This is a genomic window from Sandaracinobacter sp. T42 (assembly GCF_059115405.1).
Genome location: NZ_CM181101.1, coordinates 2,293,356 through 2,312,816 on the forward strand (window position 1 = coordinate 2,293,356; position 19,461 = coordinate 2,312,816).

General features: G+C 66.1%; 22 protein-coding genes and 3 tRNA genes. 10 read left to right on the forward strand and 15 right to left on the reverse strand.

The genetic code is table 11. The features are described 5' to 3' along the window. Positions 1-68: 68 nt before the first annotated feature. Both ACW9TV_RS11175 and ACW9TV_RS11180 read left to right on the forward strand, forming a co-directional pair. Complete coding sequence (locus ACW9TV_RS11175) at positions 69-593, forward strand: DUF2975 domain-containing protein (protein WP_494303554.1); 525 nt, start codon at positions 69-71, stop codon at positions 591-593. Further along, complete coding sequence (locus ACW9TV_RS11180) at positions 593-811, forward strand: helix-turn-helix domain-containing protein (protein ID WP_494303555.1); 219 nt, start codon at positions 593-595, stop codon at positions 809-811. Before ACW9TV_RS11175 ends, ACW9TV_RS11180 begins: the two co-directional genes overlap by 1 nt. Here the strand turns inward: ACW9TV_RS11180 and ACW9TV_RS11185 are convergent. The 12 genes from ACW9TV_RS11185 to ACW9TV_RS11240 form a co-directional block, all read right to left on the reverse strand. Then, a complete protein-coding gene (locus tag ACW9TV_RS11185; RefSeq protein WP_494303556.1) occupies positions 805-1,872 on the reverse strand; it encodes an acyltransferase family protein in 1,068 nt (355 codons plus the stop codon). The genes ACW9TV_RS11180 and ACW9TV_RS11185 overlap by 7 nt on opposite strands. Continuing rightward, on the reverse strand, positions 1,869-3,146 hold the full coding sequence (locus tag ACW9TV_RS11190; RefSeq protein WP_494303557.1) for a hypothetical protein: 1,278 nt from the start codon (positions 3,144-3,146) through the stop codon (positions 1,869-1,871). Before ACW9TV_RS11190 ends, ACW9TV_RS11185 begins: the two co-directional genes overlap by 4 nt. Continuing rightward, a complete protein-coding gene (locus ACW9TV_RS11195; protein ID WP_494303558.1) occupies positions 3,143-4,081 on the reverse strand; it encodes a UbiA family prenyltransferase in 939 nt (312 codons plus the stop codon). The genes ACW9TV_RS11190 and ACW9TV_RS11195 overlap by 4 nt, the downstream gene beginning before the upstream one ends. A 215-nt stretch (positions 4,082-4,296) precedes the next feature. Continuing rightward, the gene (rplL, locus tag ACW9TV_RS11200) at positions 4,297-4,677 is read right to left on the reverse strand and encodes a 50S ribosomal protein L7/L12 (protein WP_494303559.1); all 381 of its coding nucleotides are present in this window, start codon (positions 4,675-4,677) and stop codon (positions 4,297-4,299) included. A gap of 21 nt (positions 4,678-4,698) precedes the next feature. Next, entirely contained in the window at positions 4,699-5,214 is a 516-nt protein-coding gene (gene rplJ / locus ACW9TV_RS11205) for a 50S ribosomal protein L10 (protein WP_374387955.1), read from the reverse strand. 420 nt (positions 5,215-5,634) lie between these two features. Continuing rightward, entirely contained in the window at positions 5,635-6,330 is a 696-nt protein-coding gene (rplA, locus tag ACW9TV_RS11210) for a 50S ribosomal protein L1 (RefSeq protein WP_494303560.1), read from the reverse strand. 4 nt (positions 6,331-6,334) lie between these two features. Then, entirely contained in the window at positions 6,335-6,769 is a 435-nt protein-coding gene (gene rplK, locus ACW9TV_RS11215; RefSeq protein ID WP_494303561.1) for a 50S ribosomal protein L11, read from the reverse strand. A gap of 151 nt (positions 6,770-6,920) precedes the next feature. Next, complete coding sequence (nusG, locus tag ACW9TV_RS11220; RefSeq protein ID WP_374387951.1) at positions 6,921-7,460, reverse strand: transcription termination/antitermination protein NusG; 540 nt, start codon at positions 7,458-7,460, stop codon at positions 6,921-6,923. Between the two features lie 5 nt (positions 7,461-7,465). After that, positions 7,466-7,663: a preprotein translocase subunit SecE gene (gene secE / locus ACW9TV_RS11225; protein WP_374387949.1), complete on the reverse strand. Its 198-nt coding sequence runs from the start codon at positions 7,661-7,663 to the stop codon at positions 7,466-7,468. 184 nt (positions 7,664-7,847) lie between these two features. Beyond that, a tRNA-Trp gene (locus ACW9TV_RS11230) sits at positions 7,848-7,923 on the reverse strand. Between the two features lie 127 nt (positions 7,924-8,050). Beyond that, positions 8,051-8,124, reverse strand: a tRNA-Gly gene (locus ACW9TV_RS11235). A gap of 104 nt (positions 8,125-8,228) precedes the next feature. After that, positions 8,229-8,314: transfer RNA gene (locus ACW9TV_RS11240), tRNA-Tyr, on the reverse strand. 114 nt (positions 8,315-8,428) lie between these two features. On the opposite strand from ACW9TV_RS11240, the gene ACW9TV_RS11245 reads away from it, so the two are divergent. After that, positions 8,429-9,439 (forward strand): alpha/beta hydrolase, encoded by a 1,011-nt coding sequence (locus tag ACW9TV_RS11245; RefSeq protein WP_494303562.1) that lies wholly within the window; start codon positions 8,429-8,431, stop codon positions 9,437-9,439. On the opposite strand, the gene ACW9TV_RS11250 is transcribed toward ACW9TV_RS11245, so the two are convergent. Next, positions 9,415-10,200 carry an acyl-CoA thioesterase gene (locus ACW9TV_RS11250; RefSeq protein WP_494303563.1) on the reverse strand — a complete coding sequence of 262 codons (786 nt, stop codon included), beginning with the start codon at positions 10,198-10,200 and terminating at the stop codon, positions 9,415-9,417. The two genes, ACW9TV_RS11245 and ACW9TV_RS11250, sit on opposite strands and share 25 nt — an antisense overlap. A gap of 98 nt (positions 10,201-10,298) precedes the next feature. Between ACW9TV_RS11250 and rlmB the strand changes: the two genes are divergently transcribed. Beyond that, positions 10,299-11,051, forward strand: a complete 753-nt coding sequence (gene rlmB, locus ACW9TV_RS11255; RefSeq protein WP_494303564.1) for a 23S rRNA (guanosine(2251)-2'-O)-methyltransferase RlmB — start codon at positions 10,299-10,301, stop codon at positions 11,049-11,051. Between the two features lie 445 nt (positions 11,052-11,496). Here the strand turns inward: rlmB and ACW9TV_RS11260 are convergent, their stop codons facing one another. Further along, the gene (locus ACW9TV_RS11260) at positions 11,497-12,870 is read right to left on the reverse strand and encodes a glutamate--cysteine ligase (RefSeq protein ID WP_494303565.1); all 1,374 of its coding nucleotides are present in this window, start codon (positions 12,868-12,870) and stop codon (positions 11,497-11,499) included. Positions 12,871-12,925: 55 nt separating this feature from the next. Next, positions 12,926-13,636: a 16S rRNA (uracil(1498)-N(3))-methyltransferase gene (locus ACW9TV_RS11265; protein ID WP_494303566.1), complete on the reverse strand. Its 711-nt coding sequence runs from the start codon at positions 13,634-13,636 to the stop codon at positions 12,926-12,928. Positions 13,637-13,670: 34 nt separating this feature from the next. Here ACW9TV_RS11265 and ACW9TV_RS11270 point away from each other — a divergent pair, with 34 nt between their 5' ends. From ACW9TV_RS11270 to ACW9TV_RS11295, 6 genes are all read left to right on the forward strand, one after another. Beyond that, positions 13,671-14,594, forward strand: a complete 924-nt coding sequence (locus ACW9TV_RS11270) for an NAD-dependent epimerase/dehydratase family protein (protein WP_494303567.1) — start codon at positions 13,671-13,673, stop codon at positions 14,592-14,594. Between the two features lie 75 nt (positions 14,595-14,669). Beyond that, entirely contained in the window at positions 14,670-14,912 is a 243-nt protein-coding gene (locus ACW9TV_RS11275; protein ID WP_494303568.1) for an acyl carrier protein, read from the forward strand. Positions 14,913-14,917: 5 nt separating this feature from the next. Continuing rightward, positions 14,918-16,123: a serine palmitoyltransferase gene (gene spt, locus ACW9TV_RS11280; protein WP_494303569.1), complete on the forward strand. Its 1,206-nt coding sequence runs from the start codon at positions 14,918-14,920 to the stop codon at positions 16,121-16,123. A gap of 85 nt (positions 16,124-16,208) precedes the next feature. Beyond that, positions 16,209-16,607, forward strand: coding sequence for an MAPEG family protein (locus ACW9TV_RS11285; protein ID WP_494303570.1), 399 nt, complete (start codon positions 16,209-16,211; stop codon positions 16,605-16,607). A 70-nt stretch (positions 16,608-16,677) separates the two neighbouring features. Next, entirely contained in the window at positions 16,678-18,261 is a 1,584-nt protein-coding gene (locus tag ACW9TV_RS11290; RefSeq protein ID WP_494303571.1) for an MFS transporter, read from the forward strand. A gap of 66 nt (positions 18,262-18,327) precedes the next feature. Continuing rightward, entirely contained in the window at positions 18,328-19,425 is a 1,098-nt protein-coding gene (locus ACW9TV_RS11295; RefSeq protein WP_494303572.1) for a CaiB/BaiF CoA transferase family protein, read from the forward strand. Positions 19,426-19,461 lie beyond the last annotated feature (36 nt).

The following is a 19,461-nucleotide window of genomic DNA, read 5'->3' on the forward strand; positions in this document are numbered from 1 at the left end:
ATAAATCGTCTTGACAATGACAAGTCACAGATTATTGATTTTCGATATTTCATGTATCGGAGTTCGATATGTCCTCACGTCCAGGCTTCGCTCTCGCCACCAGCCGCATCATCTGTGTCGCGGGCATGTCCATCTCGATCCTCGTCGCAGTGGCCCTCGGCCTGACGGCCATCGCCCTCGCGCTGGGCTGGCCGCAACTGCTGGTAGAGGCTGCGGAAAAGGGCATGACCGCCAGGATCGCCGGGCTCCAGCCCTGGCTCAGCCTCGTGCTTGTCGGCGCCACCACCATCCTCGCACTGACGGCAGCCGTATTCCGGGATCTGCTCGCAGTGCTGGATGGCGTATCACATGGCGATCCGTTCACGGCGGACAGCAGCCTGCGCTTGCGGCGCATCGGCTGGATTATCCTCGGCATCCAGGGCGCAGGCTTCCTCACCGGCCTCGCCGGGCACGCCATCGCCCGCCATACGGACATTGGCGCCAGCTTCGAATTCTCCTTCACCGGCCTGCTCGCGGCGCTCCTCGCCTTCGTTCTGGCCGAAGTGTTCGAACAGGCCCGGCACCTGCGCGACGATCTGGAAGGCACCGTCTGATGCCGATCACCGTCCGGCTCGACGAGCTGCTTCATGCCCGCCGCATGACGCTGACCGATTTGTCCGAAAAGGTCGACATCACGCTGGCGAACCTTTCCATCCTGAAGACCGGCAAGGCCAGGGCGATCCGCTTCTCGACGCTGGCGGCGATCTGCGCGGCGCTGGATTGCCAGCCCGGAGATCTGCTGCACCATATCCCTGACGAGGAGGGTCAGTAGCCGGTCAGATAACGGGAACGGGTGCCAAGCAGGCGCTTCACCAGCAGCAGGATGGCAAGGCACAGCGCCAGAACCAGCGCCGCGGAAACCAGGATCGCCAGCATCACGGCCCATGCCGGCTGCGCCGTCGGCACAATCGGCCCGATGGCGTGTGCGATCAGCCGCAGCAGGGGGCCGTGCAGGAAGTAGATCCCGAACGAGGCGGCCGCGACCAGCCCCAGGAACCTGCGCGGCTGTCCGTCCGGCGGCGGCCGCCAGCCGGACAGCCAGGGCAACAGCAGGCCGGCAAGCGAAAGCCGGAAGATGTAGAAGATGCTTTCCCGCAACGAGGTGAACCCCACCTCGTCCAGCCCGGCCAGATGCAGCAGCAGCAGCACCAGCGCCGATATGGCCGCCACCATCCCCACAAGGCCCGCTTCCGCGTGCAGCCAGGCAATCGTACGTGGCAAATCCCGCCCGGCCAGCATTCCGCAGCAATAGACCCCCGCGAAATAGACGAGCATCTGCGCTGACAGCATCGTGCCTGTCCGGGTGAAGATCAGCGGCAGGCACAATATCAGCAGCGCCAGCGCGTCCAGCCTCCGCTCTGTCATCACCCGCCACAGCAGCGGGCTCAGAGCATAGAGAGTCAGGATCACGGGGATGTACCAGAATGTATTCCAGGCATCGCCGAAGATCAGGTTCCGCAGGATCGACACCGGCAGGCTTTCGGAATGCCGCGATCCCGCCAGCCACAGGATGGTCGTCAGCCCGGCCGTCATCACCAGATAGGGGGCCCCCACATTGGCAAGCCGCGCGCGCAGGAACGCCCCGTGCGGCCGCCCGGCGAACAGATGCGCGTAAAGGATGCCGGATATCAGCGCGAAATAGATGGTGCTGTTGTGGAACAGGATATCGGTCGCGACGCCCACATGCTGCGCGGCGGGCGAAAGCGGCTTTGCCAGCCCACGGTTCAGCATGGCGTTCGCCGAATGCAGCAGCACGATCGCCAGGATCGCCAGCCCCCGCATGTCGTCGATCGCCTGAAGATGCCCCTGTCTGCGCCCCCCTGATGCCGTCATGGTCCGGCGCCCCCGCCGCACAACCGCCCGGCCTGTCGAAGCGGATGCTCCTGCGGTAACATGCTGGGTGGTGGAACCGGGCAGCAGCGGGCCGGATCGGCGCTGCCGCCCCGCTGCAGGGGCGGAAGGTTGAGCGCCAGGTTCAGCACCGCCACAGCGGCCAGCGGCAGACCGTGCAGACCACCCAGCCCTGCCGCCGCGCCGATCACCAGCAGGAACAGCCACTGCGGGCTGTACAGCAACACTTCCCCGGGGTTGAAGACCAGATAGAACAGGAAAAGCGCCCCCGTTCCGGCAAGGCAGGCCAATGCCAGATCACGGCTGCGCCTGATCCCCAGGGCCCGAACCACACCGATCGCCAGCAGCAGGGCAGACAGCCCCATGCCAGCCAGGCGCAGCCGATCCGCGCCGGCGAGAAGACCCGCCCCGTAACGGCACTGCACAAGATCCAGTGGCGCCACCAGCGCATACAGCCAGAAGCCTGCGGCATAGTCCGCGAACAGCCCCATATCCCGCACGCCATCCAGCGTGGCATAGCGCCTCGCATATCCCAGCCCCCAACCGTCGGAAACCAGCATCGGCAAGGCCAGCGCCAGCAGCGCCGCGATGGCGGCAGGGCCGGCCAGATCCCGCATCAACCGACTGTCGTCCGGTAGTCCGCTCCGGCGCAGGGCGGCATATAGCGGCAGGATCGACATCGCCGGGGGATTGGCCAGCCCGGCCGCTGCAACCGCCAGCCCCGCCCCGATCACGCCCCGCGCCCCTGCGCATCCGCGCGCCAGTTCCCCCATCGCCAGCACGGCCAGCGCGGAAACCGCGAACGTCACGCCATAGCTGTCCGTCACGCCGAACAGGGTGGCCGGGCCGAACAGCGACAGGAAGAACAAGGTCGCAACCAGCGCCGTCCACCGCCCCGTCACATTGCGGGCCAGAAACAGGAACATGGCGGCCGCGCCAAGCCCCTGGATCAGCGCCAGCCCGGCGGAGGTCGCCTGCCGGGGGTTCAGTCCCGCCCTCGCCAACGGTTCCGAAGCGGTCGCCACCAGCACAACGGCCATCGGATGCTTCCGCAGGCGCAGGCCCCTGTAGATCCCCTTGTCCAGCGCCGCACCGATCGTGGCGTTGTCGGCGCCCAGCACGCAGTTGTTCACAGCATAGGCTGACCGGCTGGCTTCCAGCCGCTGATATGACAGGGCCGCCACGGCCAGAAACAGCAGGGACGTTATCAGAACCAGCTTGCGCCCACCCCCGCTGTCCATCGTGCCGGGGGTCACCAGGCCAGAAGCAGGATTGCGGCGATCAGCGCCCCGCACAGCAGGCTCTTCAGATCCGTGGTGGCGAACACCACCGGGTCCTCATGAAGGTCGCCGCGGTTGGCCAGCAGCAGCAGTCGCAACAGCCAGTACAGCAGGATGGGTGCCACGAACCACAGCACCACCGGCTTGCTGTACACCGCCAGCACCTCCGTCTCGCCGATGTAACGCGCGAAGATGGTGACGGAAGCCAGCGCCGCAGCCCCCGCAAGCGGCAGCAGGATGCGCAGATCCTCTGTGCGATAGGCGCGATTGGGCGCCTGATCCGTCCCGCCGATCCCCAGCGCCATCAGTTCGGAATGCCGCTTGATCAGCGCAAGGGCCAGAAACAGGAACATCGAAAAGCCGACCAGCCATTCGGTGGGATCGGCCCCGATCGCCTCGTTCCCGGCCAGCACCCGAAGCGTGTACAACAGGCACAGGATCACGACGTCCAGCGCCAGCCGCCGCTTCAGATAGAGCGAATAGCTCAGCGTTCCAACCAGATAGGCCCCCAGCGCCACAAGGAAGGATTGCGGCAGGAACAGCACACCGATCGCGATCGCGCCGGCCGTCAGCAGCGGGATCAACGCCCAGGCAAGCTGCGCGGAAAAACGGCCGGATGCCAGTGGGCGGTGGCGTCTGGCCGGATGCGTCCGGTCCGCCGACATGTCCACCAGATCGTTCACCAGATATCCCGCCGAAGAGGCAAGGCAGAAAGCCGCAAACCCCATGGCAGAGGCCAGAAGCGCCTGCTCTGTGAACTGGTGCCCCACCACCATCGGCGCGAACAGAAGAAGGTTCTTCGACCACTGATGAACGCGCAACTGGGATGCAAGCTGGGCAAGCTGCTCACGCGCGCCTGCGGCGCGGGCTGGAAACACGGCTCGCTTCGTCTCGTTCTCAAGCCTCGCCAACGTGGCCACTCCCCCAACAGACAGCCCACAAGCCTGCGCGTCGCCCCTGTCCGCCGCAGAGACTGCAATCTAACCCATCGCGCCGGGCGGATGTTGTGACCAAAAGGGGCATAGCCCCATGCGCAACGCCTTGGGGGAACATGCGCGGCGCGCATGCGAAAGGGGCGGCCCTTCGCAGGACCGCCCCTTCATTTTGCCTGAATGCGTCGAAAGACTTACTTGAGTTCGACGGTCGCGCCGGCTTCCTCGAGCTGCTTCTTCAGCTTCTCGGCTTCTTCCTTGTTCACGCCTTCCTTCACGGCCTTCGGAGCGGATTCCACCAGGGTCTTCGCTTCGGTCAGGCCCAGGCCGGTGATGGCGCGGACTTCCTTGATGACGTTGATCTTCTTGCCACCGTCGCCGGTCAGGATCACGTCGAACTCGGTCTTTTCTTCGGCGGCCGGGGCAGCAGCGCCACCAGCACCCGGAGCAGCGGCAACAGCCACGGCCGCAGCGGCGGAAACGCCCCACTTTTCTTCCAGCAGCTTGGCCAGTTCGGCAGCTTCCAGAACGGTCAGGGCGGACAGGTCTTCAACGATCTTGTTCAGGTCAGCCATTTTCGTACTCCTTGATCTCTATCAGGCGGCGGCGCTGTCGCCGTAAGCCGCAAACACGCGCGCCAGCTTGGCGGCCGGGGCCGTCGAAAGCTGCGCAATCTTGGTCGCAGGTGCGTTCAACAGACCCACCAGCTTCGCCCGGAGCTCGTCGAGCGACGGAAGTTCGGCAAGCGCCTTCACCCCGTTCACATCGAGAAGCGTGCCCGCCATCGAAGCACCGACGATTTCGAACTTGTCGGTGGTCTTCGCGAACTCGATTGCGATCTTTGCAGCCGCAACCGGATCGACGGACGTGGCAAGACCGACAGGGCCGACCAGAAGCTGGCCGATATCCTGATAGGGCGTGCCCTCCAAGGCAATGCGGGCAAGCCGGTTCTTCGTCACCTTGAACTGCGCACCAGCTCCGCGCATCCGCGTGCGCAGGTCGGAAACCTGCGCAACGGTCAGACCGTGGTTGCGGGTGATCACCACAACCTGGGTCTCACCCAGCGTCTTCGCGAGATTGGCGACCAGCTCTTTCTTCTGGTTCCGATCCATGCTCACTCCTTGCACATCGCTGCCCCCCCGGATTGAGGAACAGCAAGAAGAGCCAGAGGCCTGGATGGAGTCCGGGCCCGCTGGCCCGCCCGAAAAGGATCGCCGGCAGCGAAACCATTGGTTCGCCGCAATCCCTCAAGCCATCGCACGGCAACAGAGGGCCAAAGCTGTTCCTCGTCTCATGCAGGCCCATCTGGCTTAAACCCGGCCTCCCTTACGGGACTGGGGCACCTGCAATCTCGGACGGCGTCGCAGGCCGAAGCCTGCAAACGGAACGCGCGCTATAGAGGATTCGCCTCACAGGTCAAGATCGCCCGCGCGAACCCTGCCCGCAAGCGCCCTGCCCGTTCGCGCGCCCCTCCACAAAAAGAGGCCAGGGATCGCTCCCCGGCCTCCGCTTGTTCGGTAAGGTGGACTGGATCAGGCCCCGACGGTCGCCGGATCCACTTTCACGCCCTTGCCCTGGGTTGAGCTGAGAGAGATCTTTTCCACATACTTGCCCTTTGCGCCCGAAGGCTTGGCCTTCACCAGCGCATCCAGGAACGCCGTCAGGTTTTCCTTCAGGTCTTCCTGGGCGAAGCTCGCCTTGCCGAGACCGGCGTGGATGATGCCCGCCTTCTCGACGCGGAACTCGATCTGGCCGCCCTTGGCAGCCTTCACCGCTTCGCCAACGTTCATGGTCACGGTGCCCAGCTTCGGGTTCGGCATCAGGCCCTTGGGGCCCAGCACCTTGCCCAGGCGTCCGACGAGGCCCATCATGTCGGGCGTCGCAATGCAGCGGTCGAAGTCGATGGTACCGCCCTGCACGATTTCCAGCAGGTCTTCGGCGCCAACCACGTCGGCACCGGCTTCGCGGGCTTCATCGGCCTTCGGGCCGCGGGCAAACACACCCACGCGCACCGTCTTGCCGGTACCCTTGGGCAGTGTCACCATGCCGCGAACCATCTGGTCCGCGTGGCGGGGATCGACGTTCAGGTTGACGGCCACTTCGATCGTCTCATCGAACTTGGCGGTCGCGTTCGCCTTCACCAGGCCCAGCGCCTCGTCAACGGGGTACAGCTTCAGCGGCTCGACGGTCGAGGCGAGAGCCTTGCTCTTCTTGGTCAGCTTGGCCATCGGATCAGCCCTCCACCACTTCAAGGCCCATCGCGCGGGCGGAACCTTCGATGGTCTTCATGGCCATCTCGATGTCGTTCGCGTTCAGGTCCTTCATCTTCGTCTCGGCGATCTCGCGGATCTGCGACTTCTTCACCTTGCCCGCAGGCGCGCCCTTGCCGGGCGTCGTCGCGCCGGATTTCAGGCCGGCCGCCTTCTTCAGAAGGAAGCTCGCCGGGGGCGTCTTGGTGATGAACGAGAAGCTGCGGTCGGCATAGACGGTGATCACCGTGGGGATCGGCATGCCGGGCTCGAGGCCGCCGGTGGCAGCATTGAAGGCCTTGCAGAATTCCATGATGTTCACGCCGCGCTGACCCAGCGCCGGCCCGATCGGCGGGCTCGGGGTGGCCTTACCAGCTGCAACCTGCAGCTTGATATAGCCAGTGATCTTCTTTGCCATATCACTTGCTCCAAATCAGGGCCGGGTGGCGAACCACCCTTCCCTCCGGTTGTGCGGCCGTGTGGTGCAAACGGATCGGGGCAAACCCCTCGCCTCCCACGATGTCACCCCCGTCCGACCGCGGCGCGGGGGCCTGCATCCCTTGCGGGAATTACTTGGTCTTCTCGACCTGCTCGAAGTCCAGCTCCACCGGGGTCGCCCGGCCGAAGATGGAAACGGAAACCTTCACGCGCGACTTTTCGTAGTCGATCTCTTCCACCAGGCCGGAGAAGCTGGCGAACGGACCGTCCAGCACCTTCACCGAATCCCCGATCTCGAAGTTCGCCTTCTTCTTCGCCTTGGGCGCAGCGGCGTCGGCCTCAGCCTTGGTGTTCAGGATGCGCGCCGCCTCGGCTTCCGAAATCGGCTGCGGCTTGCCCGAAGAACCAAGGAATCCAGTCACCTTCGGCGTGTTCTTCACAAGGTGATAGACCTGGTCGTTCATTTCCAGCTTGGCCAGCACATAGCCGGGGAAGAATTTCCGCTCGCTCTGCACCTTCTTGCCGCGCCGAACTTCCGTCACCTTCTCGGTGGGCACCTCGACCGCCTCGACCATGCCTTCCAGCCCCAGCCGGGCCGCGTCCGACACGATCTGGTCGCGCACCTTGTTCTCGAACCCGGAATAGGCGTGAATGATGTACCAGCGCGACATGAGGATTACGCTCCCAGACCCAGGAAGAACTTGACCGCCCGGCCCAGCACCTGGTCGACGCCAAGGAAGAAGACGGCAAGGATCGACGTCATGATGAGGACGAGGATCGTCGTGCGCACGACTTCAGGACGCGACGGCCAGACGACCTTCGACGTTTCCTGCCTCACCTGCCGGACAAACTCGCCCGGGCTCGTCTTCGCCATTCGATTCAACCTTCCATCCGCCGCCGGTTCCCACCCGAAGCATTCCGCCCCGCGCTTTCACCAACGACAACTCCCGGCAGACGCCCCTCTTCTGCGGGGCACCGGCCGGGCCAGAAAACTTGCCCGCCCTCCAGCGACCTGGGGTCTCCAGACGCCTCATTCAAGACGTCTTCTCCCAAGGCGTTGGCAGGAGTGGAGGGACTCGAACCCCCGGCCCTCGGTTTTGGAGACCGATGCTCTACCAACTGAGCTACACTCCTACGGAGCGCGGGTGCGGGGCTATAGGCGACCGCGCGTTGTGAGGCAAGCGGCAAGATGCCATGGCCGGCTCACTCTCGAACCTTGGGAATTCCGCAGCTTCGGCAGCATCTTCAGAATGTGCCGGGCTGGAGCGGGTAGCGGGAATCGAACCCGCGTATTCAGCTTGGAAGGCTGCTGCACTACCATTGTGCTATACCCGCCCACGCCACGCAGACCTAACCCGGCGCCAAGGCCGCCGCAAGCGCGACTGCGCGCCGGCGCCAGTGCGCCGAACATCGGCCTTCGGCCGATGCCCGCACAGAAGTGGTGGAGGGGGTTGGATTTGAACCAACGTAGGGAAAACCCGGCAGATTTACAGTCTGCTGCCATTGACCGCTCGGCCACCCCTCCGAACCCTTCGGTGCGGGAGGCGGGCAAATGGCGAATGGGCCCCGCCTTGTCAACACCGCAAAGCCGTGCGAGCCCTGTGCCGGGCAGGAAAAGCACCGGGGAAGGAGAAGGCATTTGCGCATATTGGCCTGGATCGCAGCAATCCTGTCCGGCCTGGTTCTGGCCGCCCTCCTCGCTGTCCGCCTCAGCCCGGAACCCGGCGTCTGGGTCATACGGCAGGTCTTTGATCGCGGAGACGCCGAACTCGCCGCAGCATCGGCCGGGCATGTCCCGCCGGGCGTGATCGCCCGCAGGGATCTCCGCTACGGCACCGATCCGGATGAACGCTTCGACCTCTTCCTGCCGCCGCCCGGTACGCCCCGGCAGGCGCCCCTCATCGTCTGGGTCCATGGCGGCGGCTTCGTCGCGGGCAGCAAGTCCAGCGTCGCCAACTGGCTCTCGGTGCTTGCGGGCCATGGCTATCCGGTCGTGTCAGTCGAATACCGGCGCGGTGCCAGCGCAGCCTATCCCCTGCCCGTTCGCCAGGTGAACGCGGCAATCGAACATGTCGAAGCCAAGGCCGCCGAACTCGGCGTCGATCCATCGGCCATCATTCTCGGGGGTGATTCGGCGGGCGCCCATATCGCCACCCAGCTGGCGGTCGCCATCACTGATCCGGCCTATGCCGAAAAGCTCGGCGTCAGGCCGTCGATCCCCCCGGGCAGGCTACGCGCCATGCTGCTCACCTCCGGCATCTACGAACTGCCCGATCTGGATGGCGGCGGCCTCATCGGGGCCTTCGTCCGCGCCGCCTTCCGCGGCTACACCGGCGAAACCGATCCGGCAAAAGTGAAGGGTGGAGAGCTGTTTTCTACCATCGATCATGTCGGCCCGACCTTCCCGCCCAGCTTCATCACCGGCGGCAACGCCGATCCGCTCACCGCGCAGGGGCTGAAGCTGGCACACAGGCTGGAAACTCTCGGCGTGAAGACAGACACGCTCTTTTTCCCTGATGCCTACCAGCCCCCACTCGGTCATGAATATCAGCTACGCCTGAACACAGCGGAGGGCCGTCTCGCATTTCAGCGCATGCTGGCCTTCCTTTCGGCGCAACAGGCCCCTCAGGCGAAGATCGCGACGGACTGACGTCCCCGCATCAGCGGCCGGCCGGCCTCGTCCCACATCCCCATGTCCTGCCCGGCATAGCCGTCTCCCACGCCGTCGTCGCGCGAATGCAGCAGCATCCAGCCGGATCCGTCCGCCGTCTCCGGATCGAACAGATCGAAGCTCCAAGTCATGGTGCTGATCATCGCAGGCCCCACGAAACGGGTGAAGCTTGCAGGCGGTAGCGCGTCACCCATCGCCACCAGCGCTACCTGCCCGGGCGTCACGGGCTCGGCATGCCGCACCCACAACAGCAGATCCCCGCTGTCCGCCCCCGAAAAGGGCAGCAATGGCCCGGCCAGGCGCTGGTTCAGGTGCCCTGCAAAGGCCGGCCCCATTCCTTCGGGCCACAGGCGCGGGCAATCCTCCGGCGCGCGCCAAACCGGCGGCGGCGGCGCCACGGCGGCATAGCGGCTCTCCCTCGAAGCGCCGAAGGCAAACAGGGCCCGCAGCGCCACCACCCCGCCCGAGAGCAGGTCGCAGCTCATGAAAGTCACCGACTTGCCCTGCCGGATCATGCGCGGCTGCAGCAGCACCTCGCCCGCCGCCGGGCCGATATAGGCCAGTTGCCCCGATCGCAGCTGCGGCAGGCCCGGCACCGCCAGTTCGCAGGCCCTCAGCGCCAGCGCCGCCGAAAGCCCGCCATACAGGGTCCGCCCCTGCAGCCAGTCGTCCGTCGGCGTCGTCGCCCAGCCGTCATCGCGCGCCGTAAGCCCCGTGATCACCGATTCAAAGCTTGCCATGGCCACTCCTTTGCCAACCGCTGTCGTGCGGGCTTTCCTCTCGCGCCACCCATGGCTAGTGACAGGGCCGCCCGATCGCGGGCCCGGGAAGCAGGAACATGGGACGAAGACCGAACAAGCGCCACGGCACCGCCAATCGCACCGATCCGAACCGGCCGCGTCTCTACGGCCGGCACGCCGTCTATGCCGCGCTCGACAATCCGGAACGCAAGCTCAGGAAACTTTACGGCACGCACGAGGAACTGGCGAAGATCGTGATCCCCGAAGGCCTGCAGGTCCAGTTCGGGGATGGCCATGACCTCGCCCGCCTCGTGCCGGCGGACGCCCCGCACCAAGGCCTGGTGCTGGAAGTCGAGCCGCTCGAATCGCCCTGGCTCGACGAGGTGCTGGAAAACCCGGATCCAAAGGCCCCGCTCGTCCTCCTCGATCAGGTGACGGATCCGCACAATGTCGGCGCCATCATCCGCTCGGCGGCGGCATTCGGCGCCCGCGCCATCATCACCCAGGATCGCCACAGCCCCCCCGAATCCGGCGCACTCGCCCGGGCAGCCTCCGGCGCGCTGGAGGTGTTGCCCTGGGTCCGCGTGGTCAACCTCGCCCGCGCGCTGGAGGAGATCGCAGAGGCCGGCTACTGGCGCATCGGCCTTGCCGGTGAAGCAAAACTGACGCTGGCCGAAGCCCTCACCCCGCAGCCGCAGGCCATCGTGCTGGGTGCAGAGGGTGAAGGCATGCGCCACAACACCCGCGAACATGTGGATGTGCTGGCGAAGCTTCCCATCACCCGCGCGGTCGAAAGCCTGAACGTCTCCAACGCGGCAGCCATCGCGCTTTACGCCGTGGCGAGCCGATAAGCCCGACGCCCGTCACCCGAGGGACCCAAACAGAACCCGGCGGCAAAGCCGCCGCAAGGCCGACCGGCCGCCGCGCCAGGTGGCGCGAAAGCCTAGGGCCGCGGATGCGGCCCACCCGGCGCCTGAGGGACAAAACAAAAGCCGGTGGTGCAGCCACCGCAAGCGCGACCGCGCGCCCGAAGCGAAGCGGAGGAAAGCCAAGGGCCGCGGATGCGGCCCGCCCGGCGCCTGAGGGACAAAACAAAAGCCGGTGGTGCAGCCACCGCAAGCGCGACCGCGCGCCCGAAGCGAAGCGGAGGAAAGCCAAGGGCCGCGGATGCGGCCCGCCCGGCGCCTGAGGGACAAAACAAATACCGCTGGCGCAGCCACCGCAAGGCCGACCGGCCGACCGCAGCGAAGCGGAGGAAGCAAGCCGGACGGAAGCCCGGCGCCCGCAGGGGCTAAATCAAAACAACGCCTCGTCCCAGATCGGGTCGATCTTCCCGCCCCAGGGGCCGTGGAAGCGCTCCAGCCAATGTTCGGCCAGCGTCTGGCCGCTGTTGGCGATCTCCCACAGCGGGGTCAGGAACCCGGACTCGCTGTCGCCGATGCCGTTCTCGCGCGCGCGCCGGTCCAGTCCGCCCGAAGCGATTGCCAGCACTTCCTTGGCCAATGTCTGCAGGCTCTTGCCATCGGGCGCGGTCGCCTTCAGCGCCAGCCTCGGCACTTCGTCGCGCATGCGTTGCTGGCCTTCGATGTCCCAGCCCTTCACCAGATCCCAGGCCGCATCCAGCGCGGTGCCGTCGTACAGCAGGCCCACCCACAGGGCCGGCAGCGCACAGATGCGGTTCTGCGGCCCGGAATCGCTGCCGCGCATTTCCAGATAGCCCTTCAGCCGCACCTCGGGGAACGCCGTCGAAAGATGGTCCTTCCAGTCGCCATATGTGGCGCGCTCACCGGGCAGCACGTCCAGCCGGCCCTCGATGAAATCGCGGAAACTCTTGCCCGCCGCGTCCAGATACCGGCCATCGCGATAGGCGAAATACATCGGCACGTTCAGCGCATAATCGGCATAGGCCTCATAGCCGAAGCCCGCGTCGAACACGAAGGGCAGCATGCCCGTGCGTGCAGGGTCGGTATCCGTCCAGATATGGCTGCGATAGGAAAGGAACCCGTTCGGCCGGCCTTCGGTGAAGGGGGAATTGGCGAACAGCGCCGTGCCCAGCGGCTGCAATGCCAGGCTCACCCGGAACTTCTTCACCATGTCCGCTTCGGAGCCATAGTCCAGGTTGGTCTGCACGGTGCAGGTGCGCTGCATCATGTCCAGCCCCAGCGCGCCTACGCGCGGCATGTGCCGCCGCATGATGGCGTAACGTCCCTTGGGCATCCACGGCAGGGCCTCGCGCGTGGCGACGGGGTTAAACCCCAGCCCCAGGAAGCCCAGCCCCAGCTCCTCGCCGATCGCCAGGCATTGCTCGCGGTGCCGCCCGGTCTCCGCGCAGGTCTGGTGCAGGTTTTCCAGCGCCGCGCCCGAAAGCTCGAACTGCCCGGCCGGCTCCAGGCTCAGGCTGCCGTCCGCGCCGGTCGCGGCGATGATCCGGCCATCCTCCAGCACAGGCTCCCAGCCATAGCGACCGAAGGCCGTCAGCAGGTCGCGGATGCCGTTCGGCTCTTCCCACGATGGCTGGCCATGATCGCGCGTGCGGAACACGAATTTCTCATGCTCGGTTCCGATCCGCCAATCGGATTTCGGCTTTTCCCCCCGCTCGAACAGCCCGATCAGGTCGGCCTTGCTCTCGATGGGGGCTCCGTCCCCGGCCGCTTCCAGCTTGTTGCTCATGCGCCGCGCCTTAGCCGCGCCCGATGCCCCGCGCCAGCCCGATTCTGAGTGGCGCTCAATGTCCACCAGACAACTGGAATTGCGCGATTGCCGCAACGACCGCGGTATCCGCCCGCAGGATGCGCGGCCCCAGCGCCAGCCGCCTCGCCTGCGGCAGCGCCAGCACCGCCGACCGCTCGGCAGGCGAAAAGCCGCCCTCCGGCCCGACCAGGATGGCGGCCGGCGTCGAAGGCTTCAGCGCGTCCATCGCCGCCCCGCCCTCCTCATCCGCAAACAGCAGTGCCCGCCCCGCGCCCCATCCCGCCAACAACGCCGGCAGCTTCACGGCATCGGCCAGTTCCGGCAGCGCAGTGCGTCCGCACTGTTCGGCTGCCTCCACCATGTGCGCGCGCAGCCGTTCGGGCTTCAGCCGGGCGTGGTTGGTCCGCTCGGTCAGCACCGGCACGATCCGCCGCACCCCCAGTTCGGTCGCCTTCTCGACGATCCATTCGAAGCGATCCGCCCGGATCGGCGCCGTCAGCAGCCAAAGGTCGGGCGTTTGCTCCCGCCCGCGGATCATCGCGCCCACGCGCACGCTGACCCGGCGACGGCCCACGTCCGCCACTTCGGCGGCCCATTCCCCCGTCCGGTCGTCCAGCAACCGAAGTTCGGCGCCCCGGTCCAGCCGAAGCACGGTGGCCAGATAATGCACCTGCCCCCCTTCCAGCTCGAACTCGGCCCCTGCCGCAAGCGGCGCGTCCACGAACAGTCTGGGAATCTGGCGCATGGCGCGGCGCTAGCACGCAAGCTAAGGCGGTTCCATGGCGCTCACGCTTGCAATCACCGGCGGCACCGGTTTCGTCGGCGGCCACACGCTGGAACGTGCGCAGGCGCGCGGCCACGTCGTTCGTGCGCTCGCTCGAAAGCCGCAGGCCGCGCGCGAAGGCCTGAGCTGGGTGCCGGGCACCCTCACGGATCCGGCCGCCCTGGATGATCTGGTGGCCGGCGCGGATGCCGTGATCCACATCGCAGGCGTCACCAACGCCCCGTCACGCGCGGGGTTCGAGGAAGGCAATATTCTCGGCACCGCCCATGTCCGGCGCGCGGCCGCAGGCCGCCCTCTGGTCCATGTCTCGTCCCTGTCCGCACGCGAACCGCAACTGTCCACCTATGGCTGGTCAAAGCTGATGGGCGAACAGATCGCGCGTGGCGCGGCCGGCCCGGTCACGGTCGTCCGGCCACCTGCCGTCTATGGCCCCGGCGACAGGGAGTTTCTGGAACTGCTGCGAACCGCCCGCACCGGCCTTATTCCGATGCCCAGGGCCTCCGTCGCGGCGATGATCTACGGCGCGGATCTTGGCGAGGCCCTCGTCGCCCTCGCGGAGGATCTGATCGGCCCTGCGCGCGGGGCTGGGCAGATCTACGAGATCGACGATGGGGCCGGCGGCTACACACCCGCGCAGGTGGCGGATGCGATCGGCGGCGCGCTGGGCAGACAGGTCCGGCCCGTGGAGGTGTCCGCCCCCATCCTCCACCTGGCCGCGATGGGGGACACCGCCTGGGCCCGGCTGAAAGGCACACTGCCCCGAATCAGCCGGGATCGCGCCGCCTACATGTCCCACCCGGACTGGTCAGCCGACAGCGGCGCCCTTCGCACGCTCGGCATCTGGCAACCCGCCACCGGCCTCGCCGAAGGCATGGCCGAAACCGCCCGCTGGTACCGGGCGCAGGGCCTTCTGCCCTAGCCGTGCCGGTTTCCCCGTCCGCATTCCGCCACAATCTGCGCTAAAAGGGGCATCAAACCCGCATTCCGGAGACACATGATGGATCGCGCCGCGACTTACGCCCGCCTGACCGAACTGATCGAGCCCTTCAACAAGAAGGGCATCCCGCTGGTGGAAGCCACCAGCTTCGCCGACGATCTGGAGCTCGACAGCCTGACGGTGATGGACCTCGTCGCCAACATCGAGGACGAATGGGACATCAACATGCCCCTCAATATCCTGCCGGATCTGGAAACCGTCGGCCAGCTGGCGGATGCCGTGGTCAAGCTGAAGGGCTGAGGCGCATGACCGACCTTCTCTCGAAGTTCGATCCCTACATCGCAGAGCACAAGGGCCTGCTCGACACCGGCGTGAACGACCCGTTCGGCGTGGTGATGACACAGGTGCTGTCGCCGACCCGCGCCGTCATCAACGGGCGGGAAACGATCCTCGTCGGCACCTACAACTACATGGGCATGACGTTCGATCCGGACGTTATCGCCGCCGGAAAGGCCGCGCTCGAATCCTTCGGCGCGGGCTCCACCGGCAGCCGCGTGCTGAACGGCACCTTCGCCCCGCACATCGCGGTGGAACAGGCTCTGAAGGACTTCTACGGCACGAAATCGGCCATCGTGTTCAGCACGGGCTACCAGGCCAATCTCGGGATGGTCTCAACCCTTGCCGGCAAGGGCGATTACATCATCCTTGACGCCGACAGCCACGCCTCCATCTACGACGGCTGCAAGCTGGGCAACGCCGAAACCGTCCGCTTCCGCCACAACAATGTGGAGGATCTGGACAAGCGCCTCGGCCGCCTCCCCCCCGAAGCGGGCAAGCTCGTCATCCTCGAAGGCGTCTATTCGATGCTGGGCGATGTCGCCCCGCTTCCCGAACTCGTCGCTGTCGCAAAAAAACACAACGCCATGACGCTGGTGGATGAAGCCCACGCCATGGGCTTCTTCGGCAAGCACGGCCGCGGCGTCTACGAGGAAATGGGCCTCGAGGACGAGATCGACTTCGTCGTCGGCACCTTCTCCAAGTCGGTCGGCACCGTCGGCGGTTTCGCCGTCTCCAACCACCCGAAGTTCGAAATCCTGCGCCTGGTGTGCAACCCCTATCGCTTCACGGCTTCGCTCCCCCCCGCCGTGGTCGCCACGGCAGAGGCGAGCATCCGCAAGCTGATGAACGCGGGCGCCAAGCGCGACAATCTCTGGGCCGTTTCCCGCAAGTTGCACGCGGGCCTGAAGGCCGCCGGCTTCCGGATGGCAACGGAAACCCCGGAATCCGCCATCATCGCCGTGCTGCTGCCCGATCAGGAAAGCACCGTCGCCATGTGGCACCAGCTGCTGGAGCATGGAATCTACTGCAACATGAGCCGCCCGCCGGCGACGCCTGCCGGAATCTTCCTGCTGCGCTGCTCGCTCTCGGCCGCCCACAGCCTGGACGATGTCGACGTGATCGTCAGCCGCTTCGTCGCCGCGCGCGACAGCCTCTCGTCCATGCCCGCCTGACCGGAACAGCCCTCCCCTCGGGGGGCTCAGGCATGCCGCCAGAAACCCGCATCAACAAAGACAACAACCACAAGGGGAGAGACTGATGCACTTTGCTTACCCGCACGCGGCCCTCGCCACCGGCCTCGCCATCCTGATCTATGTCTGGACCGGATTCGTCGTCGGCAAGGCCCGGAAGCTTCACGGCGTGGACTATCCCAACACCCACGGCCCCGACGATTTCAACCGTGTCTGGCGCGCGCACCAGAACACGCTGGAACAGCTGGTGATCTTCCTGCCCTCGCTCTGGCTGTTCGCGCTCGTCGTGAACGAACTGTGGGCCGGCATCCTCGGCCTGGTCTGGGCGGTGGGCCGCATCCTCTATGTCCGCGGCTATATCATCGCGGCGCCGAAACGCGCACCCGGCTTCACCATCGCCATCCTCGCCACCGCCGTCCTTCTGTTCGGCGCGCTGGGCGTGGTCATCTCGCAACTGTTCAGCTGATTAAGGGCGCCCCGCTTGCCGCGACAGGCGGGGCGTTCTAATCCCTTCCCCCAAGGGAGAAGGGGAAAATATGGCCGAAGCTGCGGGTGATCAGCCCATCGATTTCAGGCGCGACCGCCTCGTCATCGTCGCCTCGTCGCTTGGCACCGTGTTCGAATGGTATGATTTCTTTCTCTACGGCATCCTGGCGGCGCTGATCGGCCGCCTGTTCTTCCCGATCGACAACCCCACTGCCGCCACGCTTGCCAGCCTTGCCACCTTCGGTGCGGGCTTTGGCGTCCGCCCGCTGGGCGCCATGCTGTTCGGCCATTACGGGGATCGGATCGGCCGCAAATACACCTTCCTCGTCACCATCACCGTGATGGGCGCGGCAACCGCGCTGATCGGCATTCTCCCCACCTATGCGCAGGCAGGCCTCTGGGCCCCTGCCCTCCTCGTGCTCCTGCGGCTTCTGCAGGGCCTCGCCCTTGGCGGCGAATATGGGGGCGCCGCCATCTATGTCGGCGAACATGCCCCGAAGCACCGGCGCGGCGAATATACCAGCTGGATCCAGATCTCGGTCGCCGGCGGCTTCCTCCTGTGCCTCGTGGTCGTCCTCGCCACCCGCTCCGTCATGAGCGTGGAACAGTTCGACGCCTGGGGCTGGCGGATCCCCTTCCTCCTCAGCCTGGTGATGCTTGCCATCTCCATCTACATCCGCATGCAACTGTCCGAGAGCCCGGTGTTCCGGGAAATGAAAGAGGCTGGCAAGACCGCGAAAAACCCCATCGTGGAGGCCTTCTCCGACAGGTCCAACATCGGCAACGTCCTCGTCGCCCTCTTCGGGGTCGCGGCCGGTCTCACTGTTGTCTACTACACCAGCCAGTTCGGCACGCTCTATTTCCTCACCGGAACGGCAGGGGTCAGCGAAACCGAAACGCTCATCTACCTCGCCGTGGCGGCCATCTTCGCCGCTCCCTTCTATGTGCTGTTCGGCATGCTGTCCGATCGCATCGGCCGGAAGAAGCTGCTTCTCGTCGGCTACGGCCTCTCCATCCTCCTCATTTTCCCGCTGTTCCACCTCATGGCGGACGGCGCCAATCCCGCGCTCGCCCGCGCCACCGCCGCCAGCCCCGTCACGCTCGAGCTTCCGGACTGCGAGTTCCGCATCTTCGCACGCAAGCAAACGGAAGAGTGCGCGAAGGCGCTCGGCTTTCTCACGAAGCGCGGTGTCGCCTACAGCCGCCAGGACGCGCAGACCGTCGCCCTCGTGGTCGGCGATCAGCGCGTCGAAGGCTTCGACGAAGCCGCCTTCGCCGCCGCCCTGAAAGCTGCCGGCTATCCGGAAAAGGCCGATCCGGCCGAAAAGCAGCGCTGGAAGATCATCCTCGCCGTCTTCGCCATCATCACCCTGTCCGCGATGACCTACGGCCAGGTCGCGGCAATCCTCGTCGAACTGTTCCCGGCCAGGGTGCGCTACACGTCCATGTCGATTCCCTATCATATCGGCACCGGCTATTTCGGCGGCTTCCTGCCCTTCATCCAGCAGCTGATCGTCGTCCGCACGGGCGATCCGTTCGCCGGACTCTGGTACACCGTCGGTGTCGTCGCCATGGCCTTTGTCGTCAGCTTCATCTGGCTGCCCGAAACGAAGGATCGCGACATCCGGGCCTGACGCCGCTGACAGTTGCGCCGACCGCCCCGCCGCACGATGCTGGCGCCCGAAAAGGGAGACAGGCAGATGGGTCCACTGCGCGGAATAAAGGTGCTCGATCTCAGCCAGATCGTCTCGGGGCCGATGGCAACGGCGTGGCTCGCCGATCAGGGCGCGGATGTCGTCAAGGTCGAAGCCCCGGCGGGCGATCCTGTCCGCTTCGTCGGCGCGAAGAAGGGCCGTGTCTCCGCCCTCTATGTCAGCGTCAACCGCGGCAAGCGAGGCGAGCTTGTCGATCTGAAGCAGGCCGAAGGCCGCGCCCGTCTGGAAGAGCTGATCCGATGGGCCGATGTGCTGGTCGAGAATTTCCGCCCCGGCGCCATGGACAGGCTGGGGCTGGGCGAAGCCAGTTGCCGCACCCTCAACCCCCGCCTCATCTGGTGCGCCATCACCGGCTTCGGCCAGGATGGCCCCTATTCGGGCCTGCGCGCCTATGATCCCGTGGTTCAGGCCGCATCGGGCCTTGCCGCCATCCAGGCGGATCCCGATGGCACGCCCCGCCTCGTCGGCACCATCATCTGCGACAAGGTCGCCGCCCTCACCGCCGCACAGGCGATCACCGCTGCGCTCTTCCACCGGGAACGCACGGGCGAGGCACAGCGCATCGACATCGCCATGCTGGATGCCGCCGTCGCCTTCACCTGGCCTGAAGGCATGTACAACCAGTCCTTCACCGATCCGGCGGATCCCGCGCCCGAATATGCCAGCCTCGGCCGGCTCTGGCAGGCGGCAGACGGGCATGTGGCGCTCGGCGCCCTGCAGGATATCGAATTCGAAGCCATCCGCGCGACACTCGGCCACCCGGAAAGCCTGTCAAATCCCGCCTACGACAGTTTCGAAGGCCGCCTGGCCGACTATCCGGCCGTGCAGGCAGCGATGGAGGCAGAGGTCGCAAGGCACAGCCGCGAACGGCTGATGCAGGGTTTCACCGCCCATGGCGCCGTCGGATGCGTCGTCAACAGCCGCGAAGACCTGCTCAGCGACCCGCAGGTCGTCCACAACGGCTGCCTGGTGGAAGTGGAGCAGCCCGGCTGCGGGCCGGTCCGCGTTGCCCGCCACCCGATCCGCTTCTCCGCTTCCCCGGCTGCCGCCGTGCCCGGCCCCGCGCCCGATACGATCCGCTAGATCCTTAACGCGCCAGCTTATCCCCACCCAAGAAGG